The 19,259-nt window shown below is 52.9% G+C and carries 20 protein-coding genes and 1 pseudogene; 18 read left to right on the top strand and 3 right to left on the bottom strand.

The features are described from left to right. Positions 1-164: 164 nt before the first annotated feature. The 6 genes from NITMOv2_RS00440 (at position 165) to NITMOv2_RS00415 (ending at position 6,678) form a co-directional block, all read left to right on the top strand. Positions 165-719, top strand: a complete 555-nt coding sequence (locus tag NITMOv2_RS00440; RefSeq protein ID WP_187299302.1) for a Crp/Fnr family transcriptional regulator — start codon at positions 165-167, stop codon at positions 717-719. Between the two features lie 736 nt (positions 720-1,455). Then, positions 1,456-2,073, top strand: a complete 618-nt coding sequence (locus NITMOv2_RS00435; protein ID WP_053378023.1) for a cytochrome P460 family protein — start codon at positions 1,456-1,458, stop codon at positions 2,071-2,073. A 150-nt stretch (positions 2,074-2,223) separates the two neighbouring features. After that, positions 2,224-3,729, top strand: a complete 1,506-nt coding sequence (locus tag NITMOv2_RS00430) for a protein adenylyltransferase SelO (protein ID WP_202967288.1) — start codon at positions 2,224-2,226, stop codon at positions 3,727-3,729. Positions 3,730-4,062: 333 nt separating this feature from the next. After that, positions 4,063-4,566, top strand: coding sequence for a peptide-methionine (S)-S-oxide reductase MsrA (msrA, locus tag NITMOv2_RS00425; protein ID WP_053378022.1), 504 nt, complete (start codon positions 4,063-4,065; stop codon positions 4,564-4,566). 223 nt (positions 4,567-4,789) lie between these two features. Further along, positions 4,790-5,110, top strand: a complete 321-nt coding sequence (locus tag NITMOv2_RS24165; RefSeq protein WP_202967289.1) for a hypothetical protein — start codon at positions 4,790-4,792, stop codon at positions 5,108-5,110. A 248-nt stretch (positions 5,111-5,358) separates the two neighbouring features. Beyond that, positions 5,359-6,678 carry a lactonase family protein gene (locus NITMOv2_RS00415; RefSeq protein WP_053378020.1) on the top strand — a complete coding sequence of 440 codons (1,320 nt, stop codon included), beginning with the start codon at positions 5,359-5,361 and terminating at the stop codon, positions 6,676-6,678. A 655-nt stretch (positions 6,679-7,333) separates the two neighbouring features. On the opposite strand, the gene NITMOv2_RS22350 is transcribed toward NITMOv2_RS00415, so the two are convergent. The 3 genes from NITMOv2_RS22350 to NITMOv2_RS24805 form a co-directional block, all read right to left on the bottom strand. After that, complete coding sequence (locus NITMOv2_RS22350) at positions 7,334-7,951, bottom strand: uracil-DNA glycosylase family protein (RefSeq protein ID WP_083447627.1); 618 nt, start codon at positions 7,949-7,951, stop codon at positions 7,334-7,336. A 206-nt stretch (positions 7,952-8,157) separates the two neighbouring features. After that, positions 8,158-8,445, bottom strand: coding sequence for a transposase (locus NITMOv2_RS24810; RefSeq protein ID WP_420799883.1), 288 nt, complete (start codon positions 8,443-8,445; stop codon positions 8,158-8,160). After that, positions 8,414-8,617 carry a twin-arginine translocation signal domain-containing protein gene (locus tag NITMOv2_RS24805; protein ID WP_083447625.1) on the bottom strand — a complete coding sequence of 68 codons (204 nt, stop codon included), beginning with the start codon at positions 8,615-8,617 and terminating at the stop codon, positions 8,414-8,416. The genes NITMOv2_RS24810 and NITMOv2_RS24805 overlap by 32 nt, the downstream gene beginning before the upstream one ends. Positions 8,618-9,027: 410 nt before the next feature. Here NITMOv2_RS24805 and NITMOv2_RS00405 point away from each other — a divergent pair, with 410 nt between their 5' ends. From NITMOv2_RS00405 to NITMOv2_RS24795, 12 genes and pseudogenes are all read left to right on the top strand, one after another. Continuing rightward, on the top strand, positions 9,028-9,276 hold the full coding sequence (locus NITMOv2_RS00405; RefSeq protein ID WP_083447624.1) for a transposase: 249 nt from the start codon (positions 9,028-9,030) through the stop codon (positions 9,274-9,276). 141 nt (positions 9,277-9,417) lie between these two features. Further along, a complete protein-coding gene (locus NITMOv2_RS24800) occupies positions 9,418-9,579 on the top strand; it encodes a transposase (RefSeq protein WP_187299305.1) in 162 nt (53 codons plus the stop codon). Then, positions 9,558-9,926 (top strand): annotated as a pseudogene (locus tag NITMOv2_RS00400) (integrase core domain-containing protein); the annotation flags it as partial. The gene NITMOv2_RS24800 and the pseudogene NITMOv2_RS00400, both read left to right, overlap by 22 nt. Before the next feature lie 719 nt (positions 9,927-10,645). Beyond that, positions 10,646-11,287, top strand: coding sequence for an acyloxyacyl hydrolase (locus tag NITMOv2_RS22330; RefSeq protein ID WP_083447622.1), 642 nt, complete (start codon positions 10,646-10,648; stop codon positions 11,285-11,287). Positions 11,288-11,465: 178 nt separating this feature from the next. Beyond that, positions 11,466-12,479 carry a copper-containing nitrite reductase gene (gene nirK, locus NITMOv2_RS00395; protein WP_053378018.1) on the top strand — a complete coding sequence of 338 codons (1,014 nt, stop codon included), beginning with the start codon at positions 11,466-11,468 and terminating at the stop codon, positions 12,477-12,479. 128 nt (positions 12,480-12,607) lie between these two features. Next, entirely contained in the window at positions 12,608-13,072 is a 465-nt protein-coding gene (gene msrB / locus NITMOv2_RS22325; protein ID WP_083447621.1) for a peptide-methionine (R)-S-oxide reductase MsrB, read from the top strand. 90 nt (positions 13,073-13,162) lie between these two features. Then, positions 13,163-14,623 (top strand): catalase, encoded by a 1,461-nt coding sequence (locus tag NITMOv2_RS00390; protein WP_083447620.1) that lies wholly within the window; start codon positions 13,163-13,165, stop codon positions 14,621-14,623. 115 nt (positions 14,624-14,738) lie between these two features. Beyond that, complete coding sequence (locus NITMOv2_RS00385; RefSeq protein WP_053378017.1) at positions 14,739-15,623, top strand: Dyp-type peroxidase; 885 nt, start codon at positions 14,739-14,741, stop codon at positions 15,621-15,623. A gap of 22 nt (positions 15,624-15,645) precedes the next feature. Beyond that, positions 15,646-16,269, top strand: a complete 624-nt coding sequence (locus NITMOv2_RS00380; protein ID WP_053378016.1) for a paraquat-inducible protein A — start codon at positions 15,646-15,648, stop codon at positions 16,267-16,269. Next, positions 16,266-16,904, top strand: a complete 639-nt coding sequence (locus NITMOv2_RS00375) for a paraquat-inducible protein A (protein WP_053378015.1) — start codon at positions 16,266-16,268, stop codon at positions 16,902-16,904. The genes NITMOv2_RS00380 and NITMOv2_RS00375 overlap by 4 nt, the downstream gene beginning before the upstream one ends. Positions 16,905-17,022: 118 nt before the next feature. After that, a complete protein-coding gene (locus NITMOv2_RS00370; protein WP_202967290.1) occupies positions 17,023-18,540 on the top strand; it encodes a PqiB family protein in 1,518 nt (505 codons plus the stop codon). Then, the gene (locus NITMOv2_RS24795) at positions 18,537-19,148 is read left to right on the top strand and encodes a PqiC family protein (RefSeq protein ID WP_053378013.1); all 612 of its coding nucleotides are present in this window, start codon (positions 18,537-18,539) and stop codon (positions 19,146-19,148) included. The genes NITMOv2_RS00370 and NITMOv2_RS24795 overlap by 4 nt, the downstream gene beginning before the upstream one ends. Positions 19,149-19,259 lie beyond the last annotated feature (111 nt).

Genomic DNA, 19,259 nt, shown 5'->3' with positions numbered 1-19,259 from the left:
TATCATTCGCTCGACTAGCTGACCAATCGACTAACTCAGGGTGTGCTCATATGGATCTTCCTCAAGCCCTTGCTCAGCGTACACTTTCAATCTGGAAGCAATTGTGCTCTTTTCGGCGGCACACCCTCAAGCACGGAGCGGAGATACACCTGTCGTCGACCAACATGAAATTCTATATCGTAGATAAGGGCTTTGTGCGACTCACGTCCATTCAATTAGATGGAAAACGGGTAACAAGAATGATTCTTGGAAAAGGAGGGATGTTTGGCCAGCTACCGTTTGTTCCGAGTCTCTTTAGAACCGATGAGGACGCACTGGCCAACGGACCAACCTGCGTCCTTGAGTTTGATTTTGTGTCTATGGAAGAAGCGTTGGGAGACAACACGGCCGCGCAGCGCCTTCTGGTGGAACTCCTTGGAGCACAGTTACAGATGCTGTCTCGCAGACTGCAGTGGCAGCAAACCAATCCGCTAGACAAACGTATAGCTCTGGTCCTTTATGACCTCTTGTGCTTCGGAGGGAGACCCTGTCCCCATGGCCCGGGTTATGCCGTTGATATTCGGGTAACGCACGAAGAGCTTGCGGAAATCATCGGAGCAGCCCGTCCAACTGTGAGCGCCATCTTAAGCATTTTTCACCAAGAACAACTTATCTCATCCACGAGAGCGTTCATATGCGTAAGAAATCTTGAACGGCTAAAACACCGTTTAGCCTATTGACCAGCCGAAGAACGGAAAGATCCATCCAATGCGTTCCTGCGCAAGGCACTAGCTGCCGGATTATATCCCAAATGTTACCTTGGCAATCCTCCGCCAGAGATAGGAATGTTAGCTTCTCGGGTGCCTGGATCATAGCGAATGCACAGGCTGCAAGCGTTCCGCTCTCACACCCGATTCCTCCTCGCAATATCTGACCAGGCTAATTCCCGTTGTTTTCGCAGGGGCCATACTCACGGCTATGGGCACAAGTCGCAAAAGCACTCGAGGGCTGGGTATTGACGAGAACTAAGGAAAGTCTGATTTATTCCGGTTCTGACATAAGTAAATATTGAAAATCAGGGAACTCCTACGCGTTCCCGTCGAGGAGAATATATTAATCAGACTTTCCCTAAGAAAGAACCTGACGCGATTGCATTTCGCTTTTAAAGCTATCTACCTTACCATCCTTTCCCCCGATGCATGGATACGCTCCATTATCACCGTAGGTATCTTCTAATTTATTATTTACATACGTCATATATCTGACAGACGCGTGCACATGCCTTGCGATATTTTCTCACACTATGTCACTCATTCGAATGAATCATGGAATTTGTCGTTTTCCTATACGGAGCAAATTGCTCAGAAGTGTACGCAGCGGCGTGGTGATCAAATATCAGTGCCAGTGGGCTTGATCGAGGCAACTGAGTCATATCAGATCTGATTCAGATCTGAGCTTAACCTAGGAGGTGTGCACATGAGCAAGGCTGGATACTTAATTGTCGTACTTTATTTCGTGCTCATATCAATTGCCCAGAGCAGTTCATCGCTCGCCGAGGGGGAACAGCCCTTTTCTCCAGCTGTCGATGTTGCAACGGGAGCACTTCACGTTCCGGAAAACTATACGGAGTGGCCGACGTTGGGAACGTGGGCTCACGCGAACACTGGTGAAAGTCTTGAGAAGATGGGGCCGGGCCTCCACGAATACCATACGGTATACACTCAGCCTGAGACCATCGCCTACTATAAAAAGACGGGACGGTTTCCCGATGGGGCCGTGCTGGTAAAAGAATTACTAAATGCGAAGACTATGGCGATGACAACGGGACCGGCGGTCGGTCACGCCACCACTATTAAAGGGTGGTTCGTGTTAGTGCGCGATACCAAAGGGCGTTACAAGGAATCGAGTCTGTGGGGAGATGGTTGGGCCTGGTCACTTTTCAATGCAGAGGACCCCAACCATACAGTGTCTAAAAATTACAAGACTGATTGCATCCCTTGTCACGTACCAGCGAGGGAACTTGCGCGGTCCAATGCACCTGATGCAGACAAATGGATCTATGCATTTGGTTATCCCGTTCTCCAGAAGAAGTGATTGAGGCCGATCTGCTCGGATTGTCAGCTCAGATCCGTGGGGGCAAATCGAGGGTTTAAGAAGAAGTGGTTCTCCGAAAACCTCGAGTGGGCATAGGTATCTATATTTGGTCCGAAATGAGAACCGCACCGAGGCCCTAATACGATAGCCATGGATCTTAATAGCACGGTATCACGAGAGGAAGAGATGGTTCGGCTCGAACACACCTACGCTGAAGAGCTTCTAGGATGCTATGTTTCATGGCACCCGGTCCATGTCGTGAAACCTGTCCTGCTTCAGCTGAACTACCCCTTGGCTCGCCAGTTAGGTTTTGCCGTCGACAATGTAGATTCGTCACGTTGGGCTGCCATTTTCTCTGGGAATGCACAATTACCCGGATGTTTTCCGTTGGCTCAGGCATATGCCGGACACCAGTTCGGGGTATTCTCTCCGACACTGGGAGACGGCCGTGCGCTCCTCCTCGGCGAGATCGTGGACCGCCTAGCGCGTCGATATGATATTGCACTGAAGGGTTCAGGGCCAACGCCCTTTTCACGGGGAGGGGACGGACGGGCGGCAATAGGTCCGGTCCTTCGGGAGTACCTGATTGGGGAAGCCATGCATGCTCTAGGGATCCCCACCACGCGCGCCTTGGCAGCGGTCGGCACTGGGACAATCGTCTATCGGGACACACCGTTGCCTGGCGCTGTTTTGACGCGTGTAGCAGCGAGCCATTTGCGGATCGGTACATTTGAGTTTTTTGCGGCCCGTGGAGAGTTTGATCAGGTGCAAAAGCTCGCAGACTACGCAATCCGACGACATGATTCTGAACTGTTCAATCATCCGGATCGGTATGTCGAATGGCTGCGTGCCATTGCAGATCGTCAAGCACAATTGATCGCCCAATGGATGCATGTCGGGTTTGTTCATGGCGTGATGAATACCGATAACGTGACCATTTCAGGAGAGACAATCGATTATGGACCATGTGCATTTATGGAGACCCATGATCCACAGGCCGTCTTCAGTTCGATCGATCATCAGGGGCGCTATGCCTATGGAAATCAGCCTCGTATTGCACAATGGAATTTTCTGCGATTGGCTGAAACGGTATTGCCGTTGATAGCCGAGCATGATCCCGGTCGCTCATTATCAAGGGTAGTTGATATCATCGAGGCCTTCCCTGCGCGTTACGAGATTCATTGGTTGAGTATCGCGCGGGATAAATTGGGGCTCATCACGAATGAACCTGACGACGGTATTCTCGCTCGAGATTGGATCGTACTACTGGAAGAATCCGCAGTCGATCATACTCTGGCCTGGCGAAGGCTTGCCGACGCTGCGGAGGGGAATGAACAAAGCCTAGCATCGTTGTTTGTCACGACGACGAAATTGTCTCGCTGGTTGGGGCGTTGGCGTGAACGAAGCCGACGAGATCCGACACGGGTCCTGACTCAAGCTGAAAGAATGCGGCGCGTGAATCCCCTGTACATTCCACGGAATTACCAGGTGGAAGAGGCTCTCACGGCGGCGACAGTTCATGCCGACCTCCAACCCTTTGAACGACTGCTGGAGGTTTTAGCGCATCCGTTTGAGGAACGCGCCGATTCAGCCTCCTATGCCGAACCGGCGCCTGCTGAGGCCACGGCCTGCTACAAAACATTCTGTGGTACCTAACTACATCTGTCGTAGATGTGGGCGCTAAAGGCTCTTGGGAGGGCCTGGGTTAGGACACGTCTTATAGGTGTCCAGGAAGGGGCAGCCTTTTGGATTGCATTCTTTCTGTGGCTAGTTTCATTGCGAGGGATTTGCTTCCGTCAGCTGGGCGAGCGGGCGAGCAGGCGAGTGTGCCGATGAGTGGGCTGAGTGGGAGGATAAGATGAAAGTAAGCGGTCGCCGGTAATAAGAGTGTGGAAGTTATGATTATGAAGTTCATGAGAGGCCTGAGGAAAGCCAGCAATCTACGAACCACTAAACTAGGCTGAACCACGTTCATGAATGGAGACCGTCATGAGCCGAGCAGAGACAGTGATTTTAGCGGGTGGATGTTTTTGGGGGATGCAGGATCTGATTCGTAAACTGCCCGGTGTGCTCTCCACGCGAGTGGGCTACAGCGGCGGCAACGCACCGACTGCGACTTATCGCAATCATGGAACCCATGCCGAAGCAATCGAAGTGGTTTTCGACCCAGATCGGCTGCCGTTTCGAGGCTTATTGGAAACATTTTTTCAGATCCACGACCCCACAACCATCAATCGTCAGGGCAACGATCGAGGAACGTCCTATCGTTCTGGGATTTATTACACGTCCGATGAGCAGGGGCTGGAGGCGGAACGGATAATCGGAGAGATTGATGCCTCGGGAATTTGGCCAGGAAAGGTAGTCACGGAAGTCCACCCCGCAGGACCATTTTGGATAGCGGAGCCCGAACACCAGGACTATCTCAAGCACAACCCTCAGGGGTACACCTGCCATTTCGTGAGACCTAACTGGAAACTCCCGAAGCCGGCATGAACGTATGAGTCACTAGGAACGGATACATCTGCCCAAGAGGATAGATATGAATCAACGGGCGTCATCGCTTCTCAAGGCTCCGGAACTACGCGTCAGCCGATGGCTGGATGGTTATGGCCGACCGTGTGCTCCGCTGAAGCTAGCTGATCTTGGCACAGGATATAGAATCATCTTTTGTTTCCAACATTGGTGTCCTGGATGCCATTCCACTGGTTTTCCGACAATGAAAAAGCTGGTGAAGGCCCTCTCTCCAAAGGGATTTGGCTTTGCCGTTGTGCAGACCGTCTTTGAAGGCAAAGATGTGAATACATTCGAACGGATGCGGGACGCTCAGCTACTCTACGATCTTCAAGTGCCGTTCGGATACGACGCGCCGGAACGCGGATATCCTACGATCATGTCTGATTACCACACACGTGGGACTCCATGGTTCATCGTCATCAATCCGTCTGGGGAACCTATCTACGGAGGATTTACGCTCGACGCGGAAGGTCTTATTGCGTCCGCGGACTATCTCTCCTCGGTTACCACAGAGCCGGCCTGACAATCGGCTGCGTCGGGGAGAAGGATTCCACCTCCCATCGTGCTTACAGGAGATTCGAAATAGCACCTTGCTGAGACGCGCTGGAAGTGTGCTTCCGAATTATCTGAAACTTGTACGGGGCAGTGCCAGAACGGTCTTCAGCACGTGCTCCTGTCGTTACAGCGATTTCCGTGAAACGTCTTTAGCGTTGATATGTGTTCAGTGCTCGAAAGGCACCCACTTTTTACAAAATAGGAGGCGCAACGAACATGAAAGCCCAAGGTCGATATTTATACATCCAGACCAACGACATTCGTGAAGGCCAGAATGCAGTGCTAGGCTATACACGAAACGACGATGGGACGCTCACGCCCTTGCCTGGCAATCCATTTTATACAGGGGGAACGGGCATCAACAATGACACCCATGGCAAACTCGGCCCACATGACAACGATACCCCGCTGATTGTCAGCCAGGACGGGAAGCGTCTCTTTACGGTCAACACACATAGCAACACCATCGCCGTCTTCGATATTCAGTCCGATGGGACGTTACGGCATGTGAAAGGATCGCCCTTTTCGTCGCGCGGCGTCGCGCCGAACAGTCTTTCGCTGAGCGGAACGACGTTGCTCGTGTCAAACCGGAATGAAGATTATCATCAACTAGAGGCGTTGCGTGGCACGGCGAAAGCCAGCTACGTCTCATTCACGATCGAGCAGGACGGCACATTGCGATTTGTCTCTAAGATTGACGTGGAGAACTCACAGAAACCGACGCAGGTCTATGTCCCATCCGCATATCCTGACATAGCGTTCGGCAATGACTTCCAGGTGGATGTGGATTTCGATGGTGAAGGAACGAGATCGTTCTTAGCTGGACTCAAACCGAGCGTGCAAGGCCAACTCCATGTCTTTCAGGTGGGGCGAGACGGCCGGCTAACCGAGCGACGCTTGGTGCAACTACCAGAGACGAATCCCGGCTATAAGTACAAGGACATGGACGGCGTTCCGTCGATGCCTTTAGGCATCTGGGCACATCCTACGGAACCACTGCTTTATGTTGGGTTTGTCACCCGCAACGAATTGGGTGTCTACCGTTTCAATAAGGAAGGAGCGATGACATTTCTTGGCTCCGTCCCCAATAGCGGTCAGGATATTTGCTGGGTGTTGCCCAACAAAGAAGGCACTCGCCTCTATACGATCAATAATTTGCCTCGTACCGACAAAGACGATAAGGCAGCAACCGTGAGTACCTACGATATTTCCGGAGAGCGGGCCGTGAAACCCATCGAGATCAGCCGATTGCAGCTTCCACATCCAGGGGAGTGGTTTATTAACAACCGAATGTTCAGTCACCCAGGAAGCACGGCATTTCAATGCGTTCTGGATCCAAAGGAACAGTTCCTGTATGTCATCTGCCAACGGATCAATCAGACTGACGAGAACACGCGCGAAGAGGGAAATATTTTACATTGTCTACGGGTAGATGGCGAAGGCATCCCGTCCGTTGCACACTCCCGACATCTTGGTCAGGACGGGGTGTACTATCGGTCCCGGCCGCAGGGTATCACCACGTGTGACCAATCATGATGACGTACACATTTGATGCGAACATGATCATGCAGAGGGATAATTATTCGATCCACCTGGACAGCGAGTGGTGTTGATAATAGTGCTCTAGTCACTATTTGAGACCACGAGCTGGCTTTCAAGCAAAAAGGAGAATGCGATGAAATCGATCGGCAAAATGGTTGTACTCGTCGGGACCCCTCATCTTATCGGCATTCATGGTAGGAACAGGCTCCGCAGCCGAAGAGAAGATTGTCTTCAATAAAGATGGTTCCTTGAATCGGCCAGTTGGGTGCCGTGGCTGGATCCATGTAGGATCAGTCATCCTTCCGAAAGGTCTGATGAATGTCCTCGACAAGAAGCCGATACTGACGGCCGAATAATTAGATACCTATGTAATCCCTTGGCCCTATGACGTGTACATGAAGACCGGCAAGTGGCCTGACGGAACGATCGGTCCTCCCCCTGTTCTAACAACCACCCTAAAGTGTCCGTGAAAGCCCAGGAAGTCCACGATCGACTCTTCGAGTCGACGCGAAAAGGCTACGAAGCCCACAATTCCAAGGAGGATGATTGCAATCCGATACAGTTCCGGCATGAGGACGCTTTCAAATGTTAGGCGGGAGAAGCTCCCTGTAACCGCGCGTCGCCTTACCACAAGTAAGCCCAGAGATGCTCATTTCTTCAGAATCGTTCCCTTACGCAAGACAGTCTTCACTCTTCTTCTCAGCACCGGCAAGAGATCGTGTTCAAACCACAAATTGCGTTTCAACCAAATATTATTCCTCGGACTAGGGTGCGGAAGTGGAAGCCGGTCTGGCCAAAATTCCTTCCAAGCTTTGACAGCCTCGGTGACGCTCCGAAATGGGGATTCCTGTAAGTGATAGTCGAGAGCGTATTGACCAATTACGAGTGTGAGCTTGATATTGGGCAACATGGCTAAAAGCTCGGCTCGCCAGGCCGATGCACATTCTGGACGCGGAGGGAGATCCCCAGACTTGCCGGCCCCAGGATAGCAAAACCCCATGGGAAGGATCGCAATTTGATGGGCATCATAAAAGGTTTTTCGATTCACCCCTAGCCATTCTCGAAGGCGGTCTCCACTCGGATCATCAAAGGGTACACGGGTCTCATGGGCTTTTCGCCCCGGTGCCTGCCCAGCAATTAAAATAGAAGCCTTCGGGTGAATCTGTAGAATCGGTCGTGGCCCGAGAGGAAGGGTCGGTTGGCATATGGTACAAGCCTGAATATCTTGTAGGAGAAGGGAAATTCGCTTCTTCATGGTCTGGGCCATTTTATTGGTGCTCCTGATTCATGAGCAGCTAAGGCTCCTATAATCTGAAGATGAAAAACAAAGACATCGATAGAGCGGACAGCCTGCTTTTCCACTTTTTCGCATGGTCGGTGTTCTTCGATCACTGGTGATTGTCATTTCCCTGCAGTACTGTTTACCAGGTTCGGTAAAGTATTTCTGTTACTAAGGCTGGCGTTAGTAAAGCCTCATGCGGCAGCATAGAGGCATGAGGGCGCATGAAAGAACCGGCGGACAAGATGGGGGCGACGTTGAAAGCTGCACAGAATCCCATGCGCGCGGGTCTTCAACTCCGTTTTTGTCCGGGCGATCCCCCGGCCCAGCTCGGTTTTGACATGAGCCCATGCCAGTTCGTCGGGGTTCAAGTCTGGCGAGTACGGTGGCAAGAAGTGCACCTCCAAGCGTCCTGCCTGCCGTGTGGCAAACTGCTGAACCCGTCTCGCCTTATGCATAGGATGGCCATCGAGGATCAGCACAATCTTGCGGGGCACCACTTGCACCAGATGGAGTCGTGAGCAGGCCGACGGAATCCTTTGTGGCGGTCTTCGCCTTCTCATCGACCGCGGCGACCGAATGAACGGTCAGCACCGACGCAGCGACACCTGACCACTTCAGAAAATCACGACGGGAAACATTAGCTTTATACATGTTGTCACCCTTTTCTATTCAATATGCCCATGAATATCGATTCAATCGGGCAATCCGACGATTATTTCCCCCTCTCCAGTGCAATACCTGCATGCCTACTGTATTCCTGCTTCCGTGCAACGAGTGCCTGCCTCAATAATCTTATGCGTGGCCTCCGGCTTGCCATCCTTTAAAGCCCGTTGCGTAAAATCTTAATCACTCAGCTTTCACCAGACATCAACGAAACGTTGTGCATTCTAGTCAATACCTTCCTCAGGGTCTGTCATATACAGGACAAACCATTGCAATACCGTGAGAATCTTAGCGCCAATTTAGATAACAAACCGAATGATCGTACTAGGGTCGGGACTCATTAAGCTTTGGCCTTCCCTCGGGAAACGAGATGTGCTTCATTCGGGCTGGAGGTGGCCATGAGGGAAGTGTCTCTGTTGACCCAGCAGCAGTTGAACAGGATCAAGCCGTATTTCCCCGTCTCGTACGGCATCCCACGTGTGGATGATAGGCGGGTGATCAGCGGGATCATCTGTGTCATCCGATACGGCCTGCAATGGAAAGATGCGCCACCGGCCTATGGTTCGTACAAGACGCTTTACAACCGCTTCGTGCGATGGAGCCGGGCTGGGATCTTCAATAAGATCTTCCACGAGGTAGCACAGTAACACGGGACAACCGAATGCCTCATGATCGATGCCACGCATCTGAAGGCCCACAGAACCGCGGCCAGCTAGCTTACTTAAAAAAGGGCGCTGCCCCGCTGCATTGGCCGCACGAAAGGCGGCCTGAACTCGAAGCTGCACACCGTGTGCGACGACACTGGGAAGCCGGTACGTCTGTTGCTAACCACCGGGCCGACGAGTGATTACACCGGCGCGGGACACTTGCTCCTCAGTCTTCCTCGAGCCCAACATCTGATCGCCGACCGTGGGTATGACGCCGATTGCAGGTGCTGGATCGCGTCATGAGCCAAGGCCTGAGCCCTCGCTCCATCACCGTCGATCATGGCACCGAATTCCAATCACGCGCCTTGGAGGATTGGGCTTATCGACGTGGTGTCCAGCTCGACTTCATTCGACCGGGGAAACCAGTCGAAAACGCGTTCATTGAGTCATTTAACGGGCGGCTCCGCGATGAGTGCTTGAACGTCCACCAGTTCGCCTCGCTCGCCGAGGCCCAGGCCATCATCGAAGCGTGGCGGATGGATCACAATCACCACCGCCTGCACAGCTCACTCGGGCACCTGACCTCGAATGAGTTTCTCGCGCAACGTCAGGGACAATCGATCGTCGAAAAAGTCGTCTGCTCTGGTTAAGGACTGTCTCGTTACGGGACCAACGTCAACAGGCCTGCACACGACTCACCGAGAAGGCGTCCTGAAGCTGGCGGGTAAGTTCTCGGCGGGACGTGGGCTTCAAGCCTATTTCACAGGGCCTTCGACCGCATGAGCTTGTTTAGTGGGAGATCTGCCCAAACCGCTTCAGCTAGCTGTTCTCTTCCTCTTCCTGCCTAAACCTGCAGGGCTCACCCACTCGGAGATAAACATACCTCTCCTTTCAGATGTAGAAGGTTGCTCGGCGATGCCGAGCTGCTGGCAGATATCTCCGGTAGGGGGACGAATTCAGATTGTCAGAGGGCGTAAGCGATTGGCTCGTCGGTGCACTTTGGCCGCCTTATCGATCCACTCCTTTCGCAAGGGACCGCCAAAGCCGCTAGCGTCCCCCCGCTTTAACTTGCCGTCGTTTCCTAGAGAGCAATACATGACTTCAGACGGTATCTTTGCTCTCCAGATGAGCTTACACAGCCCTGTGTCTGACCTGATTACCATAGTCTTTTTCCGTATCGTTACTATCATGCCCATATGACAGGTTTTTGAATTGTCGGATATCTGACAGACTGATATCAGAAGACAGGCATATCATGTCAAACGATGGCCATTTAGAAAGTTGCCTGAGCGAGTGAGATGGGCAATCCACGCAGCAAGTATCTCATGTTGCAAGTTCTTTCCCTTAATAGAATGAGTTGCGAACCATCATGCCACGAGAACATCGTCATGCCGTCATCATAGTAGGAATTTTCATCGTCGCAATGCTCACAGGCGTCTGCCCCGCGCTTGGTGGGCCAACGGCATTCGAAGCGCGGGATGTGCTGACAAAGGGTACGATCGAATTAGGAGTGGCCGCAGGGTTTGATCAAGCCACAACGGCGATAGGGAATGCGCCGTCCGCTGATCGAAGCGCCGTTTTCGTCATGCCGAGGCTAGGCATGGTGTTGACTGATCCCGTGGCATCTGGCTGGTGGCAAGGTAACTTCGAGTTTGTGGTTCAGCCAGTGTTTGCTCGATTTACGAGGCCCTTTGCTGCGGAAGCCGCTGGGGGATCTTTTCTTCTTGCGTATAACTTCCTGTCATTAGGTCGATGGGTGCCTTTTGTGGACGCGGGGGCAGGCATGATTTGGACCAATCTTGCACCACGCATTTCGGAACAGAGCACTCAATTTGAGTTTACGTTGGAGACTGGACTTGGTGTTCATTATTTTCTTTACGAACACGTGACTTGGACAATGGGTGTACGGCTACATCACATCTCAAACGGCGGGCTTGGTGATCGCAATACAGGAATAAACGGAGTTCTTCCGTATGTGGGCATTTCGTTTTTTACCCCTAAATGGTTTTGACTGAATGTGCCTTGGGGTCACAACGCCTCTTACCGGCAGGTCAGGAACCGAATATAAGAGAAAGGAGCAATAGGCTAATCGGTGACGGTGGCATTTTGTAGAAATCTTTTTAATCTCCACGACTATAGCAGCGGGGGGGTCATGTAAACCGGCAGTGTACCATGGGAGGATATGGTTTATGTTCACATGCAAACGTTTCTTGTGTTGGTGTTTTGCAACATTGATGGGGCTTGCTTTCCCCTTTCCAAGTAACGCAACGGCGATGGAAACAATAGAGGCTCGTCTCACGACACCTCCAGAAGTTCCTCCTCCCACAGGCCGGACTCAACCAGCGCATGTTGTTGTACGTGTCCAGGCAAAGGAATTGATTGGTTCCATCGGGGATGGCGTCCAATACAAACTGTGGACGTTCAACGGAACGGTTCCTGGGCCTATGGTACGCGTGCGAGTGGGGGATACGGTCGAGGTTCGCTTAGAAAATCCAAAAGAGAATAAATTCGCGCATAACATGGATCTCCATGCGGTTAATGGACCCGGTGGAGGGGCAGGAGCGAATTTAGCGTTTCCCGGAGCCACAGGGGTGTTTACGTTTAAGGCATTAGCACCGGGTCTTTTTATGTATCATTGCGCGTCCCCCGTTCCCAACCCGCACATTCATCTTGCCAATGGCATGTATGGAATGATCCTCGTCGAGCCAGAGCATGGATTGCCGAAAGTTGATCGGGAGTATGCCGTCATAGAAAGCGAGTTCTTCACCAAGCCAAGCGAAGACAAAGATGTCTTAGAATTTTCGATGGAAAAGGGGTTGGCGGAACATTCCGACTACGTCGTGTTCAACGGGCACACCGGATCGTTATTAGGTAAGGGGGAATTGAAGGCCAGTGTGGGAGAAACTGTTCGCCTGTATTTCGGGAATATCGGACCCAACAGCGCCTCCTCTTTCCACATCATCGGAGAAATCTTCGATAACGTTCATACGGAGGGAACGATCGGAGGAACTGTAAACCATCATGTGCAATCAACGCTCGTTCCGGCTGCAGGGGCCACGATCGTAGAGTTTAAGGTCGACGTGCCTGGGGCATACGTCTTGGTGGATCATAGTTTTTTCAGGGTAGCCAAGGGCGCGTTGGGGATTCTTAAAGTGGGTGGAAATGATGATCCTAGTATTTTTCAAGCACACCCCGCTCCATAGAGGGGGGAGAGAATAACGACCGCCCATGATTGAACGACTGCCTGCTTGTGTGTGTTTTAGCATGGGCAGGCAGTTTCTTTTTGCTGCGGATTTGAGTCGTTCTTCGCGGGCCAAAGGAGACGATCACGATGCTGAACTGGTCCAACGTCATTCATCTGGCTCATACGGGCAATCCCAGTCCTGATCGGGCCATCATAAAATCTACCGAGGAGTGGAAGCGGCTTCTTTCGGCAGAACAATATCGAATAACGCGCCTCAAGGGGACCGAGCATGCGCATAGCTCGCCTATGTGCAATCTATTTGTCCCCGGCCTATACGCGTGTGTGTGCTGTGGTACCGTGTTGTTTGACTCAACCGGTAAATTCCCGTCACAAACGGGATGGCCGTCTTTTACTCAACCGGTTAAACCCAATGTAATCGCGTATCATGATGACAACGCTCATGGCATGCGCCGCATTGAAACAACTTGTAACGCATGTGAAGCCCATCTTGGGCATGTGTTCCCGGATGGGCCAGCCCCCAGCGGCCTTCGATATTGCATTAACGCTCTTTCTTTGGTGATGCTAGAGCAAGGCCCGGTTGAGACTCTCTGACAGAACAACTGGCTCAGAAGTATCGTGGTATGGCAATACAGCAAGCATGATTTCTAAGGCCGATCGATTCTCTTAGGGAGGTTATCCATTGTGGGAGATAAGGACAAGAAGCTAACAACTAACGCAGGGGCGCCTGTCGTCGACAATCAAAATGTCATGACGGCTGGCCCTCGGGGCCCTCAATTACTACAGGACGTCTGGTTTCTAGAAAAGCTTGGTCATTTCAACCGGGAAGTGATTCCTGAGCGGCGCATGCATGCCAAAGGGTCTGGTGCCTTTGGGACGTTCACGGTCACGCACAATGTGACCCGGTACACTCGCGCAAAACTATTTGCTCAGATTGGCAAGACCACAGAACTGTTCGCTCGTTTCACGACCGTGGCTGGCGAACGCGGCGCTGCGGACGCTGAACGCGATATCCGAGGGTTTGCCGTGAAGTTTTATACGGAGGAGGGAAATTGGGATCTGGTGGGAAATAATACTCCCGTGTTCTTTCATCGGGACCCGCTCAAGTTCCCTGACCTTAACCACGCCGTCAAACGTGACCCTCGTACAAACATGCGCAGCGCTAAGAACATGTGGGATTTTTGGACTTCCCTCCCAGAAGCCTTGCATCAAATTACAATCGTCATGAGTGAGCGCGGAATTCCGGCGACCTATCGACACATGCACGGGTTTGGGAGCCATACGTTCAGTTTCATTAATGAACAAAGGGAGCGTCACTGGGTCAAGTTTCACTTTGTCTCACAGCAAGGCATTCGTAATTTGACCGATGCAGAGGCAGAGGCCATGATCGGCAAAGACAGAGAGAGCCATCAACGGGACCTCTTTGAGAGTCTTGAAAAAGGCGATTTCCCGAAGTGGGCTATTAAGGTGCAGATCATGCCGGAGGGTGACACACGAAAGGTCTCGTATAATCCGTTTGATCTCACCAAAGTCTGGCCTCACAAAGACTATCCGTTGATGGATGTGGGGACCATGGAGTTAAATCGTAACCCAGCCAATTTTTTCGCCGATGTTGAACAGTCAGCATTTAACCCGGCCAACGTTCCTCCTGGGATCGGTTTTTCACCGGACAGAATGTTACAGGGGCGCCTTTTCGCGTACGGGGATGCCCAGCGGTATCGGCTAGGAGTCAATCACCACCTGATCCCCGTTAATGCCCCTCGTTGCCCAGCCCATAGTTTCCACCGTGATGGCGCCATGCGAGTCGATGGCAATCATGGGGGGACTCTCAGCTATGAACCCAACAGCGGTGGTGAGTGGCTGGAGCAGCCAGAATTCCGAGAGCCGGCGTTGAGTCTCGATGGTGCAGCGGATCACTGGAGCCATCGTGAGGACACGGATTATTATTCGCAGCCGGCTGCGTTATTCCGCCTGATGAATTCTGCACAGCAAACCGCCCTGTTTGGGAATACGGCCCGTGCCATGGGGAACATTCCCAGAGAGATTAAGATCCGCCATATCGGTAACTGCTATAGGGCGGATCCTGCTTACGGGGAGGGAGTGGCTAAGGCGTTGGGCATCGCACTCTGCGAGGCGTTGCAATAGTTCGTTCTTCCTCGGTCGGACACCTGGCCCCTGAGGAGAGCGCGTAGCGGATCCACGTGTTTTTGTAATAAACGATATGGCCGCTGTTTCCCAGGGCTAAGCCTGAGAGGGTTCCATGAGTTTAATCCAGAAAGGTATCCTCGAGCCGGTGCCAGAACAGGCGCGATATCTGTTTTTTACTATGGCGCCGGGAGGCGATTTCACCAAGGCATTGGTGAATCTTCGTAAGTTCATCGACGGCAAGACGACTGTTGTGGGGATTGGCAACTGGCTTGTCGCTGCGTTGAATCGTGAGGTGCCTGGCCTTCGTCCATTTCCAGCCTTTTCTAAAACTGACATCAACATGTCTGCGACACCTGCAGCTCTCTGGTGTTGGGTTCGAGGAAACGACCGAGGAGAACTTTTCCATCAGACCCATGATATTGCCGGAAGTGTCTCTCCTGCTCTGCATTTATTCAGGGTGGTTGACGCTTTTCGATATCGTTCGGGATTTGACCTACTTGGGTATGAGGATGGAACTGAGAATCCTGAAGGAACCGATGCGGTCAATGCCGCGGTAGCGAGCGGCCTTGGCCTCGGACTTGACGGCGGCAGTTACGTGGCTGTGCAACAGTGGGTCCATGACTTCAGCCGATTTCGAGGTCTGGACCCATCGAAGCAAGATGATGCTATCGGCCGTCGAAGGGATGACAACAGCGAGCTTCCTTTGGCGTCACAATCTGCGCACGTCAAACGGACCGCACAGGAAAGTTTTTCGCCGCCTGCGTTTATCGTGAGGCGATCGATGCCTTGGATAGAAGATCAACAAGGGGGGCTCATGTTTGTGGCATTTGGCCGTACCTTTGACCCGTTTGAGGCTCTTCTAGGCAGAATGGCTGGTGCTGAAGATGGAATAACGGATGCGCTGTTTACCTTCACTCGTCCGGTCTCGGGAGATTATTTCTGGTGCCCGCCGATGGAGAGCGGGCGCCTTGATTTGCGGGCGCTCGGCTTGCAGTAATTCCCCCTCCACGCTATTGGGGATGCAAAAGAAAGCTGCCAACTTCTTGAACTCAGTCGTCGCGTGTGATGAATGCGATCTCGTCCAGCACCCCATCCCTCTGCATGATGGAGGATGGGCGCTCTGTCGTGGGTGCGAAGGTCCGCTGTATTATCGTGCTCAAGGGGGCCTCGATCGCGCGTTCGCCTTTGCACTGGGCGCCCTGGTCTTGTTTCTTGTGGCCAACGCATATCCGATCATCGAATTGGAAATCCAGGGCAACAGAATCTCCTCCAGCCTCTACGGTGCGATCACACAATTGTGGCATCAAGACATGAAGACACTCGCTGCGCTCATTGCCGCGACAACGATAGTCCTTCCTACCGTGGAGTTGGTCATCATGCTGTCGATTCTGTTTGCGTTGCGCCGCGGTGCTACCCCGGTAGGGATGTCCATGCTGCTTCGGCTCCTGCACGAAGTGCGGCCATGGAGCATGACGGAAGTATTCGTCTTGGCGGTACTGGTCTCGCTCGTGAAGTTGGCCCATATTGCCCATGTCGTCGTAGGTATTGCGCTGTGGTCATTCGGCGGCATGATGATATTGCTGATTGCCGCAGGCCAAGCGTTCAATCTCCAAGAGCTGTGGGAGCACGTGAATCCCGAATGACACCAGCCATCCCTACAGTGAAAGCGCTCGGGCTCTACTCCTGCCATACCTGCGGCCTCATCTCGAGGCCATCGCAGCAGGGGGACTCTGATTGTGCCCGCTGTGGCACCCATCTGCGCCTGCGCAAGCCTCAAAGCGTCGCACGTGCTGCGGCCTTTCTTGTGGCAGCTTATATCCTATATGTACCCGCGAACGTCCTGCCACTCATGGAAACGGGTTCCTTGTTCGGCGCTCAGGAAAACACGATTGTGAGCGGCGTGATCTATCTCTGGACGTCCGGGGCATGGGCACTTGCCTCAGTGGTGTTCATCGCGAGTGTGTTGGTGCCGCTTTTGAAATTATTCGCACTGACGCTGCTGGTGGCGACGGCCTGGCGCCGGTCGACTTGGCGGCCTTATCTACGGGCCAAAGTCTATCGGATGGTCGAGCTCGTCGGCCGCTGGTCCATGCTCGACGTCTACGTGGTCGCCGTGCTCGTGGCTCTTGTGCAATTACAACCACTTGCGGCCATTTCGGCCGGGCCTGGCGCAATCGCCTTTGGGGCAGTTGTCGTACTCAGTATGCTGTCAGCCAGGGCATTCGACCCACGGCTGATTTGGGATCCTGTGCACGAAGCGAGAAGCCTTGATGACTAACCGTCCACACGACACCGCGATCCCAGAAATACCAGACGCCGTCGCTGCGCCAAAGGGGCGGTGGTATCTACACCTTGTCTGGCTCGTCCCTATTATCGCTGCCTTGATCGGAGGGTGGTTGGCGTTTAAGGCTATTTGGGATCAGGGACCAACCATTACCATCACGTTTCGAGCCGCCGAGGGGCTTGAGGCCAACAAAACAAAGATCAAATACAAGGACGTCGACATTGGGGAAGTCAAACAAGTAATGATCAGTGAAGATTTGACACAGGTCATTGTCACCGCGGAGATGTCGAAACGGTTTTCTCCGTATCTGAGAGATGATACCCGGTTCTGGATCGTCAGACCGAGGATTGCCTTCGGCCAGGTTTCAGGAATTGGCACATTGTTCTCTGGCGCCTACATTGGGTTGGATGTTGGGTCTTCCGCGGAGGCGAGAAGGGATTTTCAGGGCCTCGAAGCGCCCCCTGTTTTTACGGGCGATGTAGCCGGCAGACAATTCATCATCAAAGGGCCGGATCAAGGGTCAATCGATGTGGGGACATCGGTGTACCTTCGCAGAGTGCCTGTGGGACGGGTGTTAGCGGCCAACCTCGATCAAGATGGAGCAGGAGTCACACTTACTGTTTTTGTGGAGGCTCCGTACGATCGATTTGTTACCGAAAATACTCGATTTTGGAACGCGAGCGGGGTCGATGTCACGCTGGATTCGACCGGGTTTATGGTCCAGACCCAATCCCTTGCCACCATCGTACTTGGCGGCATCGCATTTGAAACCCCCGACGGTACGGTGGCCATGGAGGAAGCCAAGGAACATACGATTTTTCGCCTATTTGAAAATCGGGCGCAGGCGATGAAAGCGCCAGACAAGCAGGCTATCCGATTCGCCGCAAGCTTCACAGAATCTTTGCGTGGACTGACTGTTGGTTCTCCCGTCGAATTTCACGGTATTTCGGTTGGAGAAATCACGTCTATCGGAGCGGAGTACGATGCACACACCCAGACGTACCACTTTCCGGTCGAATTCTCCCTTCACCCCGATCGATTAGCCAGACATTTCAAGAACAACTTAATGCGAGAAGAAGATACTGGCTTGACTACAAAGGACAAAATAAACGCACTCGTAGAGCACGGGCTGCGCGCGCAATTGAATACGGGAAGCTTCCTCACGGGACAACTGTTTGTCGCGCTAGACTTTTTCCCTGACGTTGAAAAAGCTGCAGCGGACTGGACCAGGGACCCGCCTGAGCTACCGACCATTCCCGGTGGTCTTTCCGGAATTGAGCGAAACCTTTCGAACCTGGCTAAAAAGCTGGATAAGGTTCCGTTCGACGCGATCGCAACGGATGTCCGCCATACGCTCCTATCCATGCGCACCGCACTGCAGCGTACGGAGCACCTGGTGCAACGGGTTGACGAACAGCTTCTACCGACAGCGCTGGCAACTATCGCGGAATCTAAACAAGCGTTGCAGTCTGTGGAGCGCCTCACGGCATCCAATTCACCGCTCCAACAGGATGCGCGGGAAGCGATGCGCCAGCTAGGGAGAGCCTCCCAATCTCTTCAGACGTTGGCTGATTATTTGGATCGCCACCCGGAAGCACTGATTCGCGGGAGAAAGGATGACAATCCATGAGCCTTGTCCAGGCGCGACTTGCCATGGGGGTGGTTTTATCCGTGCTCATCGCGGGTTGCGGGGCCTCGCCTCCCATACAGTATTACATGCTCAATAGCGTTGTTGTAACTGGAAAGGAACGCCCCCATCTTGCTCCGAATCTATCGGTCGGGCTTGGTCCGATCACGCTACCCGAGATGATAGATCGCCCACAGCTCGTGGTGCGGACCAATACTAACCGCGTCGTCGTTGCCGACACCCATCGTTGGGCCGGGCTGCTTAAGAACGAAATTCCCCGAGTCATTGCGGAGAATCTTTCTCGGATACTTGGCTCTACGAACATTCGGTATTATCCTCAGCACGGATCGGACACGGCCGAAACTCGAATCTATGTCGACATCCAGCGATTTGAGTCCGTCCTCGGTAAGGCCGCCACAATTGACGCCATTTGGACTATCCAACGGGCCGGTAGCACAGGACGACAGACCGATAGTGTGCACGTTCAAGAATCTGTACCCGATGAGAGTTACGACGCTGTGGTTGCCGCGTATGGTCGGGCTGTTTTCGCTGTGAGTCAAGCCATTGCCTCAACTCTCCAGGCGGCTGAGGCGGCAAGCTCAACTCCTTGAAGTGAGTCGACATACTTAGGTTCACAGCAGTGGGCGAAGGGATTGGCAGTAAATGCCTGCGTGACACTCCCACAATTCCGTGTGGGGATCTTGTGAGTAGATGGCCGTTCA

Source organism: Nitrospira moscoviensis, from assembly GCF_001273775.1.
GTDB lineage: Bacteria > Nitrospirota > Nitrospiria > Nitrospirales > Nitrospiraceae > Nitrospira_D > Nitrospira_D moscoviensis.
Note: the sequence above shows the minus strand (reverse complement) of the source record. Positions and strands in the feature narration are given on the sequence as shown.

Coding starts and splice junctions, on each gene's coding strand:
- NITMOv2_RS00380 (WP_053378016.1), top strand. CDS start 15,646: ATGCAAAAGAAAGCTGCCAACTTCTTGAACTCAGTCGTCGCGTGTGAT.
- msrB (WP_083447621.1), top strand. CDS start 12,608: ATGCTGAACTGGTCCAACGTCATTCATCTGGCTCATACGGGCAATCCC.
- NITMOv2_RS00405 (WP_083447624.1), top strand. CDS start 9,028: ATGAGGGAAGTGTCTCTGTTGACCCAGCAGCAGTTGAACAGGATCAAG.
- NITMOv2_RS22350 (WP_083447627.1), bottom strand. CDS start 7,951: ATGGCCCAGACCATGAAGAAGCGAATTTCCCTTCTCCTACAAGATATT.
- NITMOv2_RS24165 (WP_202967289.1), top strand. CDS start 4,790: ATGAAAAAGCTGGTGAAGGCCCTCTCTCCAAAGGGATTTGGCTTTGCC.
- NITMOv2_RS00385 (WP_053378017.1), top strand. CDS start 14,739: ATGAGTTTAATCCAGAAAGGTATCCTCGAGCCGGTGCCAGAACAGGCG.
- NITMOv2_RS00440 (WP_187299302.1), top strand. CDS start 165: ATGAAATTCTATATCGTAGATAAGGGCTTTGTGCGACTCACGTCCATT.
- NITMOv2_RS00435 (WP_053378023.1), top strand. CDS start 1,456: ATGAGCAAGGCTGGATACTTAATTGTCGTACTTTATTTCGTGCTCATA.
- NITMOv2_RS00430 (WP_202967288.1), top strand. CDS start 2,224: ATGGATCTTAATAGCACGGTATCACGAGAGGAAGAGATGGTTCGGCTC.
- NITMOv2_RS00415 (WP_053378020.1), top strand. CDS start 5,359: ATGAAAGCCCAAGGTCGATATTTATACATCCAGACCAACGACATTCGT.
- msrA (WP_053378022.1), top strand. CDS start 4,063: ATGAGCCGAGCAGAGACAGTGATTTTAGCGGGTGGATGTTTTTGGGGG.
- nirK (WP_053378018.1), top strand. CDS start 11,466: ATGTTCACATGCAAACGTTTCTTGTGTTGGTGTTTTGCAACATTGATG.
- NITMOv2_RS00375 (WP_053378015.1), top strand. CDS start 16,266: ATGACACCAGCCATCCCTACAGTGAAAGCGCTCGGGCTCTACTCCTGC.
- NITMOv2_RS24795 (WP_053378013.1), top strand. CDS start 18,537: ATGAGCCTTGTCCAGGCGCGACTTGCCATGGGGGTGGTTTTATCCGTG.
- NITMOv2_RS24805 (WP_083447625.1), bottom strand. CDS start 8,617: ATGTATAAAGCTAATGTTTCCCGTCGTGATTTTCTGAAGTGGTCAGGT.
- NITMOv2_RS22330 (WP_083447622.1), top strand. CDS start 10,646: ATGCCACGAGAACATCGTCATGCCGTCATCATAGTAGGAATTTTCATC.